This window comes from Deltaproteobacteria bacterium, assembly GCA_016931625.1.
Lineage (GTDB): Bacteria > Myxococcota > XYA12-FULL-58-9 > XYA12-FULL-58-9 > JAFGEK01 > JAFGEK01.
This window is the reverse complement of sequence record JAFGEK010000020.1, coordinates 17990-32087: the sequence shown is the minus strand read 5'-3', so window position 1 is coordinate 32087 and position 14098 is coordinate 17990. Positions and strand designations below refer to the sequence as shown.

11 protein-coding genes are annotated in these 14098 nt (G+C 40.6%); 4 read left to right on the top strand and 7 right to left on the bottom strand.

Going from position 1 to position 14098, the window contains the following annotated elements; genetic code table 11:
- The first annotated feature begins 100 nt into the window (after window positions 1-100).
- Entirely contained in the window at window positions 101-1456 is a 1356-nt protein-coding gene (locus JW841_01355) for an HlyC/CorC family transporter (GenBank protein MBN1959566.1), read from the top strand.
- A 7-nt stretch (window positions 1457-1463) separates the two neighbouring features.
- Here JW841_01355 and JW841_01350 read toward each other — a convergent pair whose 3' ends face one another.
- From JW841_01350 to JW841_01330, 5 genes are all read right to left on the bottom strand, one after another.
- On the bottom strand, window positions 1464-2378 hold the full coding sequence (locus tag JW841_01350; GenBank protein ID MBN1959565.1) for a carbohydrate ABC transporter permease: 915 nt from the start codon (window positions 2376-2378) through the stop codon (window positions 1464-1466).
- On the bottom strand, window positions 2378-3277 hold the full coding sequence (locus JW841_01345; protein ID MBN1959564.1) for a sugar ABC transporter permease: 900 nt from the start codon (window positions 3275-3277) through the stop codon (window positions 2378-2380). The genes JW841_01350 and JW841_01345 overlap by 1 nt, the downstream gene beginning before the upstream one ends.
- Before the next feature lie 134 nt (window positions 3278-3411).
- A complete protein-coding gene (locus JW841_01340) occupies window positions 3412-4665 on the bottom strand; it encodes an extracellular solute-binding protein (protein ID MBN1959563.1) in 1254 nt (417 codons plus the stop codon).
- Between the two features lie 357 nt (window positions 4666-5022).
- On the bottom strand, window positions 5023-7470 hold the full coding sequence (gene lon / locus JW841_01335) for an endopeptidase La (GenBank protein ID MBN1959562.1): 2448 nt from the start codon (window positions 7468-7470) through the stop codon (window positions 5023-5025).
- Between the two features lie 223 nt (window positions 7471-7693).
- A complete protein-coding gene (locus JW841_01330) occupies window positions 7694-8389 on the bottom strand; it encodes an N-acetyltransferase (protein ID MBN1959561.1) in 696 nt (231 codons plus the stop codon).
- 229 nt (window positions 8390-8618) lie between these two features.
- Between JW841_01330 and JW841_01325 the strand changes: the two genes are divergently transcribed.
- Window positions 8619-9134, top strand: a complete 516-nt coding sequence (locus JW841_01325) for a hypothetical protein (GenBank protein ID MBN1959560.1) — start codon at window positions 8619-8621, stop codon at window positions 9132-9134.
- Window positions 9135-9186: 52 nt separating this feature from the next.
- On the opposite strand, the gene JW841_01320 is transcribed toward JW841_01325, so the two are convergent.
- Window positions 9187-10362 carry a hypothetical protein gene (locus tag JW841_01320; GenBank protein MBN1959559.1) on the bottom strand — a complete coding sequence of 392 codons (1176 nt, stop codon included), beginning with the start codon at window positions 10360-10362 and terminating at the stop codon, window positions 9187-9189.
- Between the two features lie 182 nt (window positions 10363-10544).
- Between JW841_01320 and larE the strand changes: the two genes are divergently transcribed.
- The gene (gene larE, locus JW841_01315) at window positions 10545-11375 is read left to right on the top strand and encodes an ATP-dependent sacrificial sulfur transferase LarE (GenBank protein MBN1959558.1); all 831 of its coding nucleotides are present in this window, start codon (window positions 10545-10547) and stop codon (window positions 11373-11375) included.
- Between the two features lie 26 nt (window positions 11376-11401).
- Entirely contained in the window at window positions 11402-12163 is a 762-nt protein-coding gene (gene larB, locus JW841_01310; protein ID MBN1959557.1) for a nickel pincer cofactor biosynthesis protein LarB, read from the top strand.
- A gap of 72 nt (window positions 12164-12235) precedes the next feature.
- Here the strand turns inward: larB and JW841_01305 are convergent, their stop codons facing one another.
- On the bottom strand, window positions 12236-14053 hold the full coding sequence (locus tag JW841_01305) for a VWA domain-containing protein (GenBank protein ID MBN1959556.1): 1818 nt from the start codon (window positions 14051-14053) through the stop codon (window positions 12236-12238).
- Window positions 14054-14098: the final 45 nt, after the last annotated feature.

Genomic DNA, 14098 nt, shown 5'->3' with positions numbered 1-14098 from the left:
TACTTGACCCCTACCACCTTTACGCGTCAATTTATCATTAATAATGGAAATGTTGTCTTTGCTAGCGGCGTTCGCTTTAGTTGGCCTAAACGCGTTTTTTGTGGCCACTGAGTTCGCTATTGTTAAAGTTCGCCCTACCCGTATTGAAGAGTTAAATCGACAAGGCCGCCCTGGATCAACAACAGCTAGGCGAATTATCGCAAATCTTGATGCTTACCTTTCAGCAACGCAGCTAGGTATTACACTTGCCAGCTTAGGTTTAGGCTGGATTGGCGAACCAGCATTCGCACGCATTATTGAGCCCGTGTTAGCATGGTTTGGTATTGTTGACCAGGTATGGGTCCACCGCATAGCACTAGCATCAGCATTCGGCTTAATTACTGTCTTACATATTGTTTTAGGCGAATTAACTCCAAAAAGTTTAGCAATTTTACGCTCTGAATCAGTCGCTCTCTCAGTCGCCTACCCTATGCGTCTTTTTTATGTACTGTTCTATCCGTTTATTTTTAGTCTCAACAAACTTGCTACTATTGTGTTGCACTTATGTCGTTTGGCACCGACAAAAAACCTCAATGATGGTCATTCTGAAGAAGAAATTCGCATCATATTATCACAGGCTCGTTCTGCTGGTTTGCTTGAACCCTCACGTGCTGCTTTGCTTAGCAAAGCTCTAAGCCTTCCCACCAAAACTGCTCGTCATTTAATGATACCTCGCAGCGAAGTTAATATCTTAGATGCTAATTTAAACTGGCAAAGCAATTTAACTCGCGCCATGGAAGCGGGACACACTCGATTTCCACTATGCGAACGTGAGCTTGATGATGTCATTGGTATTATTGATATCCGACGTGCCCTTTTTAGCTGCCAAAGCAATAGCGAAGTCGATTTGCGTATGATTGCCACTTCTCCTGTCTACTTGCCTGAAATGATGTCGGCAGAGCGAGTTTTGTCTGAATTGCGCGCCCATAATGTAAAAATGGCAATTGTCGTTGATGAGTATGGTAGTGCTTCAGGAATTGTCACCGCAGCAGATGTAGTAATTGCTGTCATGGGCGAATTTAACAACAATGATACTATGGAAGTTGTATCTTTGCCTGGAGGAGCGTTTGAAGTCGAAGGAGTCGCTACTTTAGAAGAAGTAGAAGAAAACTTACATATTGGTTTAGCATCTGAAAGTTCACATACTTTAGCTGGATATCTTATGGAGCGTATAGGGCGATTACCTCGAGCTGGTGATCGCGTTGTTCAACAAGGATATATATTTGATATAATAGACGTTTCAGGTCCGCGAGTACAAAAAATTCGTATTCAACGAGAGAGTAACGAAGTTCGCTCAATTTCAAATACTACTAATTTATCGGTGAAAAAAACCGAAACTTCACATCAATCTGATGTGAAAATCACTGACCAACAACCTAATAATCCATCTCAAAATGACAAAGAACAACGACGGTAATTTTAATTTATTCTTTAATAGCTCCAGCGAGTGTACCCCGAATAATCCAGCGATATCCTAAAACATAAAGCAGCAATGTTGGAGCCGCAGAAATAATTAATGCGGCGGCATAACGAGGCATACGATCAGTACCATAAGCATTCATAAACTGGGCAACACGAAGTTGAATAGTAAATTTATTCTGATCATTTAGTAGAATAAGACTAAGTATGTAATCGCTCCAGGCACCAATGAAAACCAAAATAGTTGCCAAAATAGTTGCAGGAGCAGCAAGTGGTAGCATTACTGAAAAAAATGTTCTGGTCTCACCAGCACCGTCAATATGAGCAGCATCGACCAGGTCTTTTGGCAAACTCCTGAAAAATGAACGATAAATAAGTGTCCAAAACGGTATACCAAATGCTGCCATAGGCAAAAACAAGCCATAGAGAGTATCGGTCATCCCAAGACTTATATTCATTTTATATAACGGTACTAAAACCATCTGTACCGGAACAAAGTAACCAGCCATTATCGCGTAAAAGGCTATTTCAGTGTATTTGCTTTGAAAGCGTGCAAAAATATACCCTGCCATTGCTGCTGGTGGAATTGTGCAAGCAATCGCCCCAGCACATACTATTAACGTATTTATAAAGCCTTGCCCTATTTGAATTGTCTCCCAGGCCATACTGAAATTTTCCCACAGTAACTCTTTAGGGAGACTCCAAGGGTTGTAGGCATATTCAAGCTGAGTCTTAAAAACAAACAACCATGGCAAGCCTAAAGGAAGCAAAACCGCAAGAGCTAAACCAATCAACATTGCAGTCGCTAAAAATTCGGCGATACCATAGCGAAAGAATGGTTCACCACGAACTTTAGGTGCCTTAGGGCTTAATTGTTTTTCTGCGCTTTGAGTTTGCGCACTATTTTCTTTCTGCTCCATTAGGATTCCTCTTTTCGTGATTTACCCCAAGAGAACTGCAGGATTGTAAAACCAAGCGAAAGAATGAAAATAACTACACCAATTGCTGCAGCCTTACCATATTGCCAATTAATAAAACCATCACGATAAAGGGTAATACCTAGCGTTACTGTAGCGTGGCCAGGACCGCCCCTAGTAAGTAGATAAGGTAAATCGAAAAGTTTTAAACTACCAACTGTACATAACACCGCTAAAATACGCAGTGGATACGACAATGATGGGATAACAATATAACGAGCATAGGTCCATCCTGTGACCCCATCAAGTTCTGCAGCATCACGGATTTCTCTAGGAATTTGCTCAATGCGAGCCATTAAAAATACGATAGGGAATCCAGTATATGTCCACGTAGCAACAGTGAAAACTGTCCAAAAAGCAATTGATGGATTTCCAAAAAAATCAATCTCCATAATCCAAGGTATATGGAGCACCTCTGCAATTCTATTGATTATACCGTAGTTGGGAGCAAATACGAATTGGCCGAGCATTGCAACAATGGCAGAAGGTAATACATTTGCTAAATAGTAAATAGCTCGCAAAGGCCCTGTGAGTTTGTTCTTATAAAAAGTTAAAGAAAAAGCGACAATAAAAGCTAGTGGGATCTGAATAACAATACTCCAAAAAGCCCACACGAGCACATGCCATAAACCTGCGCGAAATTCTTCATTGCTAAATAGACGAATATAATTTTTTAAGCCAATAAACTGGTCATTACCTAAACCAGTTGAACGCATTAACGAAATTCGAAATGTCTCTTCGATAGGATAGTAAAGGAACATCCCTAAAAAAGCGAAAGCTGGCAGCAAAAAAAGAATAATGAAAGCTGTCCGTTGTGCTTTAATAGATAATCTCAGCTTCACAGACCTTCCTCCCGTCGTTTAAAAAAACGATGGCTCTTCTTTAAATGTAGGTTATTTAAGAGGAGCCATCGCAATCGAAACGCTAAAAGAGTGCCCTGTTGCTGCGCTTTCGCCCAGCTACTTTTTTGGCTTAGTTACTTCTCAACTGGACCAACGTTTTCTTCAACAAGCTCTTCAAACTTGGTTAACGCTGACTTAACGTCGGTGTCCGCCAAGAAGAAAAATTGAATTGTGTCATTTAAAGGAGAAGTAACAGTTGGTGGAAGATCTTGATCCCACCAGAACTGAACACTCTTTGCCTTAGCGAAAACTGCTGAAGCCATACCAGTCATCTTACTTGGGGCTTTAACACCTGGCACTGAGCTAATACGACCAGGCTCCTTTGAACCTGCGTCAACACTCATAGCGAATTTCATAAATTTTACCACCGCTGCTTTTTTCGCTTCGGATTTCTTACTGGCAATGAAGCCGATGTCAGTCATACCCATGATATCAGTTACTTTACCTTTGCCGCCTTTAAGAGCAGGGAAGGCATAAAAACCGAGAGGTTGATCAGTGAATTTAGGATTGGAATATTGAGCGCACATCCATGAACCAGTCACGTGCATAGCTGCTTTGCCTGTGGCCATTTGCTGTTGAGCATCGCCGTAACCTTCACCAAGAGGTTTATTGCCGAAATAGCCCTTTTTAACCCAATCTTGGTACTTCTGAGCAGCTTTAACAAAAGCGTCAGAATCAAAACGCGCCTTACGTGACTGCGCCAGCCCGAAAGCATCGCCACCATAACGATTAACTAAGTACATATATAAAGCAAGCGGCGGCCATTTATCTTTTGCACCGCAGGCAAAAGGTTGAATGCCTTTTTTCATTAGTTTATCAGCGGCCTTCTCAATGTCAGCAACACTTTTTGGCATTTTAAGACCGTTTTCTTTAAACAGTTTTTCATTTGCAAAAATACCCGCGATTGCAAAGAAAGGTGCGACGCCATAGATTTTACCCTTCCAGGTCATAGCACCGCGTGCCGCAGCACTGCCTGGCACCTTCTTCAGTTCATTGGTAAGGTCGAGGAGACGACCAGCATCAGCATAACCGCCCATAACTGAACCACCCCAGCTTTGAACAATATCTGGTGCAGTGTTATTGGCCATTGCAATCTTGGTTTTATCTGCGAGACCTGGGTCACCTAGTGGAATGTATTCAAGCTCAATATTTGGATTCGCTGCTTGAAAGTTTTTAATTAAGGCGGTTACGTAAGCGTGGTCAGGTTGACCGTCTAAGAGATCACGTCCCCAGACAGTTAACTTAACTTTCTCTGCAGCACTAGCAGTACCTGCAAATATACCTACGCACAATATAGCCATCAGGAACTTGAGGGCTTTACTCTTCATTACGTCTCTCTCCTTGTTACAAAGTTACGAAGTTGCGAATTTCATGGGAAGAACAGCCACCTCTACAAAATAAGCATCCCGATAATCCTACAGCCTCTTTTTGGTCTAATAACCGCAGGCATACTGCCAGTTGTCGTGCAAGTCGACAAGAATTAATTTGTCAGACTCCCTGACTTATTGCATTTATAAAAGCATTCATGATCATCTGTAATTACAATGAGTTCGGCGTATGTAGGGAGTGCCCCTAAATGTCTCCCGTCGATCTTCACGAAATCCGCTACTTACGGCCATGTGCTCGCAGAAATCCTGTCTGCGACTTACCCTTAAATGAACCAACTTATTGATAATATTACGGTATTAATTGGGTAGCACAGGCTCAGTTGAAGGTGCTTCTGTTGATGTAACTGTTGTTAATGGAATAGGCTGACTTATTAAAGCGGCTTTAAGCACTTCATCGATACGGTGCGCATATTCAAATTCAATACCTTCAAGATTAGCTGGGGGGATTTCAGTTAGATCTTTTTTATTACGTGCTGGCAAAATTATTCGTTTAACCCCTGCTCTTTTTGCTGCAAGGACTTTTTCTTTAATACCTCCGACTGGCAATACATTGCCACGTAATGTGATTTCACCAGTCATGGCAACATCTGCACGCACTTTAATACCTGTAAGCAGTGAAACTAGCGCTGTAAGCATAGTAACACCGGCACTAGGACCATCTTTTGGTATAGCACCAGCAGGAACGTGAACATGTAGATCAAACTTGTGAAATAGCTCATCACTGATCCCAAGCGTTCCTGCTTGCGATCTTGCATATGAAAGCGCAGCTTGCGCTGACTCTTTCATAACATCACCAAGTTGGCCAGTAAGTGTCAGTCCACCTTTGCCAGCCATTTTTGTTGCTTCGATAAAAAGTATATCGCCACCAACAGCTGTCCACGCAAGGCCAGTAGCAACACCAGAAATTTCAGTGCGCTCGGCTACTTCATTGAAAAACTTCTCTGGCCCTAAAATTGGCTCAAGATCTTTTTTCTCAATTATACGTTTTTCAGTCTCTCCCTCAGCAAACATAACAGCAACGCCGCGACAAACTGAAGCCAATTCACGTTTGAGATTACGAACACCTGCTTCGCGTGTATAAGTAGCTATCATCTCTTTTACTGCTTCATCGGTTATATCTAATTTATCTTTTGATAAGCCATGTTCTTCAAGCGCTTTAGGGAATAAATGACGCTTAGCAATTTCTAACTTCTCTTCATGTGTATACCCAGGTAACTCAAGAATCTCGAGACGATCTTTGAGTGCCGCAGGAACAGGATCAAGTTGATTGGCTGTAGCAATAAAAAAACTCTTTGACAGATCAAAAGGAACATCAATGTAGTGATCTGCAAAAGTATGGTTTTGTTCTGGATCAAGAACCTCAAGTAATGCTGAGGATGGATCACCACGAAAATCATGTGCTAATTTATCAACTTCATCGAGAACAAATACCGGATTATTCGCTGCCGCTTTTTTCATATTCTGAATAATTCTACCCGGCAGTGCCCCGACATAAGTTCTGCGATGGCCACGTATTTCAGCTTCATCACGCACGCCACCCATAGCAACACGCACAAACTTTCGCCCCATAGCACGAGCAATTGATTGCCCTAATGAAGTTTTGCCAGTACCTGGAGGTCCAACAAAACATAAAATCGGGCCCTTCATATCGCTTTTCAGTTTTCGTACCGCAAGGTATTCAATAATACGTTTTTTAATCTTCTCTAAACCATAGTGATCTGCATCTAAAACTTCACGTACTTCTTTTAATTCTATGCGATCAGAAGTCCATTTGCTCCATGGCAAATCGCACAACCACTCCACATATGTACGAGCTACGGTATATTCAGCTTGAGATGGCGACATATTACGTAACCGTCGCAATTCCTTGCGTGCTGCTTTATCAGCTTCTTCAGGAAGTTTAGCATCATTAACTCTAGTTTCTAACTCCGCCAAATCATCATCACTATCATCACCTTCTCCTAACTCTTCTTTAATCGCTTTCAATTGTTGGCGCAGATAATATTCACGCTGAGTTTTCGACATCTCTCCCTTAACTTGAGAGCTAATTTTATTAGAAAGTTTTAATACTTCGAGTTGCCGAGATAAAAGTTCAAGTACTCTACGCATGCGCGAGACTAGTTCAATCGTCTCAAGCACAGATTGTTTTTCATCAACCGATGCTTCAACGTTTGATGCAATTAAATCTGCTAATACGCCTGCATCATCTACTCTTTCTAACAACTCAGCGGCCGACGGTGGCAATTCAGGAATAAGCCTTAAAACTTCACGTGCTGTCTTTTTTAACGACATAGTTAATGCTTCGACCTCAACCTGGTTCGTCGTTACATCTTCAACAGCACTAAGCCTGGCTTTTAAGTATGGTAGAGATTGAGTATATTCTGACATTCGCACTCGCGAAAGTCCCTGTACTACTACCGAAAAGTTGTCTTTTGAAGCTTTTACCAACTTTACTAAACGAGCCGCACAACCCATTGAATATAAATCTGCCGGAACCGGGTCATCAACCTCAGGATCACGCTGTGCTACTACTGCAACAATGCCATTGTCTTTAATACTCTCTTCTACCAAACGAACGGTCTTGGGTCGACCGATCCCAAGGGGTACAATAGAACCAGGAAAAAGCACCGTGTTACGTAATGTAAGAACTGGTAATTCTTCAGGAATTACAATTATACCGTCTGTCTCACCTGGTTTTGTGAGTGCGTGTTCAATTGGGGGTGCTTTTTTTTTGCTTTCAGCCATTATTGCCTCTTTGTTAATTTTAAAAAAATCTTCGTGTATATAACCCCTTACCATTTTATGCGGTGCATTATCAATGCACATCAACTTACGATATTATTAGCCGACACCATAAAAAATGCATGAAAATTTACATGCCAGAACTGCTAGTATTGAAAGCACTATGCCGTCTATTGTGATTTACGGCAAGTTGTCGGTCTAACACGCGAAGTTTAATGTTTATGATTTAGGTTGCTAATTCATAAAGTCCAGTCTGACTTTTAGTGAAACCATATCTTTTTAAACACTTTGGGCACTTATAGTCATTATCAAGACGTGCAGAGCATTCACATACCCAGCCAATTTGGCGGCCAGGATTACCCACAATCAATGCGTATGCTGGTACATCATGAGTAACAACTGTACCAGCACCAATTAGCGCATATCTTCCGATATTGTTTCCAGCAATAATAGTGGCGTTAGCACCGATACTAGTACCATAAGCAAGGTGTGTCTTTGCATATTGATCAAGTGGTACCGGATGAGCAACACGAGGCCGTAAATCATTGGTAAAAGTAGCATTGGGACCAATAAATACATAATCTTCTGTAGTTACACCGGTATATAGCTGCACCCCATTTTTAACCGTGACATGATTTCCCAAAATAACGCCATTTTCTATAAAAACGCAGTCACAGATATTGCAGTCACTACCAATAATTGCGCCATTAAGAACATGAGCAAAAGCCCAAATGCGAGTACGTAGACCGATTTGAGCACCCTTATCAATAATACTTTTGGGGTGAACAAAAAACGCTTTTTCATGATCTTTAGGATGTGGTTGTTTTCGTTTTTTAGTTATCGTGATCTTTTTTTTTCGCGAAATTGTAGATTTTATTCTGTGACTTTTTGCAGAAGAATTTTGTTTTTCATTTGCAGCCATTCGCTGATCCTCGCTTCAAAGTGGGCAAAATTATTGCAGGAATCATATCTAGATAGCTGAATCAAGTCTCGAAATTGTAGGTGTTATACTTACCTTAACATTTTACGATCCTTAAGTAGTAGTTTAAGCAATTGACTCGCGCTTGCTAATTTGTTTACGTCCGGGCGTTAATCGCATCGAACGTTGTCCAAAGAGAGCTTGAACTCCACTGGACTTAAGGAGCAAAAGCGTGAATCCGCATTTCGAAGAAAATGTAGCAAAAACACAATTAATGGCGGCGACACGAAGGAAAACCGTCAAGAAAAAACCAGCAAACAACAAACAGGACGAATCTGATCATGACGAAAATATAGAAGATGATTTTGAAGATGATTTCGATGATGATGAAGGCGATGACTTTGATGATCTCGACGAAGACTTCGACGATGATGAAATATCAGATGATGAGATTGATGAAGAAATAGATGACGAGGTAGAGGATGACCTTGATCAAGATGATGATGAAGCTGGCGATATTAGCAACAACGATGCTTTCGGATTCGATGATGATGATGAATTTAGCGACATCGAAGATGATTTCGATGATGAACTAAATGATGATTTAAATGATGATGATGATGATGACGATGACGATGATTTTGACTTCTCTGATGACGATGATGACGATGAGCAGGAGGTAGAAAAGGAAGAGGACGAAAAAGATGAGTATGGGTATGATTATGACTACGATGATAATGACCGTTAAATAATATATAATTTGTAGATTAATTATTTAATCATCGAATTGAAATATAAAATTAAGATTCATGGCTTTGAAGGGGTTTGCCTCCAAGGCCTGCCAAGACTTCTTTAGCTCTTGCTATAATAGCATGCCAAGGTGGTTCACTATTTACATCAAGAGCCAAAGCCAGCAAACGATCCAATTCACGATCACAGCCTTGTATATCTGCTAAAGCCGCCATACTTTTTGCAATGTCATAACCAGGTGATTTTGAAAAATTTTCAAGATTATCTATCACTTTTTGCAATGCAGTACGATCGTGATTCATTAAACATTCACGATAGTTGATTACTTCTAACGCTTCTAAAAAACGAGCCAATAAAGAAATTGCCCGTAGTGATGGTTGATAGCGCATTGGTGACCAAAAAGTCATTAGTTCTTCAATGGCTCGATGCTGTTCAATTATGCTTTGCTTATCGCCAGCACGCATCCATTCAAAAGCTGGAGTATTTTCAAAATCATCTATTAATCGTCCAACATCTTGAAGAATATTTAAAATATCTACATTAGATTGCTGTTTTGCCCGAGTTTCTAAGCATAATACATTGTCTCTTAAAGCAAAAATGCGAGTGCGCAATTCAAGTGCCGCTAATAAATTTGCACTATTACCACTATTTTTTGTCAGTCCAGTGCTACCAGGAAGGCATCTTACTAGACCATTTAGCAACGCAGTTATAGCGTTTTGTAAATGGCCAAAATGTTCTTGAACTGCTCCAACTAATTCCCAGCTATCATCAATTTTAAGAATAGCTGGTAGTCGCTTTTGAAATGATTCAATTTCTCGAGTAATGGAGTAGCATACTACCCATGCTGTTTCACAAAGCTGCGTAGGTATTCCATCTAATAAGGTTTTTGGTTTACCGATATTTTGGCTGGTAATTTTCTCTTGAGTTTCAATCTCATCTAAGTTCGTATCATGAATTAACACCAATGAATTAAGTATGCGATGTAAATCTTCGAGACTAATCCATACCTTGCTTAAAGTACCTTCAGCGTATTGCCATAATTCATTAGGCAAACTTATTTCTGCTTGTTTTTCAAAGTGAACAAAATCAAAATTATTAATTCTTATTATACTACTGCTAACACAATCTAATATTTCATTATATTGAAGGCGTACTTGTTTATTGGCTATTCTAGTAATTCCTGAATACAAATTATCTAAATCAATGCCTACCGAAATTTTCAGCATAAAAATTTATACTCCAACCAAGTGCTCAATAATGAGCAAATACATATATTCTAATTATTGCCATACTTACGTTGATCTTCCAGTTAACAATATTCATATTTTATAGACGATGTAGGTAATCCTATGAAGATCAGCGATAGTAGTATACACAATAAGCCACTAAAAGATTAATTGAGGGTTGCATGACGTCAAATGAAGTACGAGATAGTAAAACCATTAAACTTCAAATAGGATTAGAAAAACGCTTAAAAGAATTATCTTCTGTAGTTATAGCACTTTCTGGTGGTGTCGATTCTTCAGTATTAGCAGCAATTGCAGCTCGCTCCCTCGGTTCAAAAGCTCTTGCGGTAACTGGTGTTTCAGCGAGTCTTGCGGTTAGTCATCAACGCGAAATTATTAAACTCTGCCAAGAACTCGGCTTAACCCATTTAAATGTTCAAACAAATGAACTAATACAAGCAGATTATTGCACCAATACCACAGAACGATGCTATTACTGTAAATATGAGCTTTTCTCTTTACTTTTAAAAACCGCACATGAACACGGTTATGCTTATGTAATCGATGGTACTACTGCGGAAGATTTGCATGGGCATCGTCCAGGACATAAAGCTGCACAAAAGCTTGGCATAATTTCTCCATTAGTTGAACTAGGTGCCACTAAAAATGATGTGCGTGCTTTGGCACGTAATTTAGGGCTTGATGTTGCTGAACGTCCCGCCTCACCTTGTTTAAGTTCACGTATCGCTTATGGAGTGTCGATAACTAAAGATCGCTTAGAACTTGTCGGTAATGCCGAAGAATTCTTGCATAAGCTAGGTTTTAACGAAGTACGCGTTCGTCTCCATCGTGATGCTATCGCGCGTATTGAAGTGCCACTTGCACAACTGACAACAATATTACCACATGTGTCAAACATAGTTAGTGAGTTTAAAAAGTTAGGCTTTGTTTATGTAACTCTTGATTTAGCTGGTTTACGTTCTGGGAGCTTGCTTGAAATAATTAATGCATAAATCAACAACGACAACAGGGCCTATCAATGCATAACGACCGCTTACGTAATATCTTATCGCAGATTGCAAACAATGAACTCTCTATCGATGATGCAATACAAAGGCTGCGCAACCTTCCATTTGAACAATTGTCTGAAGCTAAAATCGATCATCACCGTGAACTGCGACAAGGCACTCCTGAGATAATTTTCGGCCAAAATAAAACGCCAAAGCAAATAGTTGCTATAGCTCAATCGTTGCTAAAAGCTGATAGCAATGTATTGTGTACCAGAACCAAATATGAAGCTTATTCTACGCTAAAAACTGAAGCACCAGATGCTGTTTATGATGAAGTTGCCCATACTATTAGCATTATACGTCATCCCCCAGATATGATTGGAAAAGTCGGAGTTTTATGTGCTGGCACTAGCGATATGCCCGTTGCTCGCGAAGCTGCTATCGCTTGTGAATTTTTTGGTGCTCAAGTTGTTCAAATCAATGATATTGGTGTTGCTGGTCTGCATCGATTGCTTGCCTCTCTAGAAACCATAAACACTTGCCAATTACTTATTGTAATTGCAGGTATGGAAGGAGCCCTACCATCAGTTGTAGGCGGTATTTGTGCTCAACCAATCATCGCTGTACCAACTTCGGTTGGCTATGGAGCTAGTTTGGGTGGCCTGACCCCCCTATTAGCCATGCTAAATTCCTGTGCCTCGGGGGTAACCGTAGTAAACATTGACAACGGCTTTGGCGCTGCGGCGGCAGCGCATCGAATTTTAACAGTTGGCCGTCATGAAAAATTATAATTCGTTAAACACTTATATAAGTACTTTATTAAGTGTTTATATGGTCAACGATAAACTTGATAAATGAAAATATTACTTAGTAGCATCATAATAATCGGTACTAAGAATGAAAATATCGTAAATATCTCCGATTAAGCGGTCGAAACCTACTAAACATATCTGCGGTTTTTGGGTGCTGCTAATAAGTTCTGGGTCAGTTGGTATTACTGGCGGCACATAACACCAACCAGGCCCTTCTTCGTTACAATCAAGTAGTTGATCAACCATAGTGGTGGCGGCATCGCTGCCTTCTTGAGCGTTGGGCGTACGCATAACTTGGATATTACTAGGGCTGTCGTGAGCAGGTCTTACTTCCAAGTCAATTTCAAAACAGGCGCTAATAAGTTTTTTGGCAAATGCCTGCAAGGCACCGCTATAATCTGACTGACAGATACTATCAAAAGTTAAACGCGAAAAACTATCGGTCATAGTCCTGACATAACGATTACCAGCCATGGCAATACAGCCACCATTAATAGCCGGGGAAGTAGTATCTTGAGTATAATCACACCATCTCTGGTCAGTTGAAATATTATCTGCTAAGCATGAACACTCATACTCTGGATCATAGGTTGAAGCAGTTTGAGAATCTTTAGTGCAATCGGCCGCTCGTCCTGAAATATACTTCTTTTCATCTTCATCAGGACCTGTTGGCTGTGCCCCACCAATCAGGCCAAGAGCAATACGAGCACCTTTGCGACCGGCAAACAGTTGCCCCAATCGAGTGGTGTCAATTAATAAAGCTTGGCCGTCAGTTTGATAGCAGCTAGAACCATCAGGACCAATTCCTGATTGCGGGTAATCTGGTGAATCTTCTAAAGTTATTAATGATTGAAAAGCACCAGATTGCATCGAACAATCTTCTTCATCAGTTAAAAACATTACCCCCAATATAGCTTGATCGCGTAGCCATTTGGTGTCTGGTGTCGCTGTATTATTGATATAGTCTGTGAACCTATTAGGTCCATTAAGCGTACTATTGGCAGGAGCTAAAGCGTTATCACCAATTAGTTCAGGATTGACGCCAATAGCCAGCAAAGCTGTTTTGATCCCTTGCTCCCAACCAATACCATTGGTGCCAAGACCTTCGATATTTGAACTAAAGTAAGCTTTCACCATGGCAGCGGCAACATCTTCAACACAATCAGTATAGCAGTCACTATCTTTATAATCGTCAATAGAGCAATCACAACTACAGGCATTACAGGCATTACTACGAATAATATCGCGGTCAATAACCCATGGCACACCTTGAGTGCCGGTCACGCTTGTTGGTGTAGTACCATTCACCGGTCCTGCGGTTACTGAAGTTGGTCGCATTGCTTCAAAAGCTGTTTGTTTTACCGTTGTATCTAGCAATAAACTGTAGATCGAAGAATTGAAAGATGCTGAATCATATGCAGCAATTAATCGCCCCAAAGCACCATCATGCGGTCGGCGTATTTTAATAGCCGGATCGACATTTGGGCAGTTTAGATAAGGATAGTTAGGGTCAGAATCACAACGATCAATAGCGGTGGCATAGCCCAAGCCATAATCATTGCCACAACAGTCAGTAGTGCGACCTATGGCATCAGTAGAAATAATACCTATACGATAGCTAGTATCATTAGGTCCTAACTCATCAAGCAGCATACCAATTGAATTTTTAAGGGCAATTTGATTTTCTTTCATACTCGGTGAGTTATCGATAACAAACAAAATATCCGCTTTTGAGGGGGTCTCAACCGTAAAACGCAAATGCACGCCACGACGTGTAGCATCAGGTTGATATAAGAAATCATAACCTTGGCATGCGGCAATACCTATAGTTAAGGCAAATAAACCTATGCGAATTATTATGCCATGCATGCAAAAACCTCTCTGGCAGTCTTTAGCTTGCATTTAATCTCACTT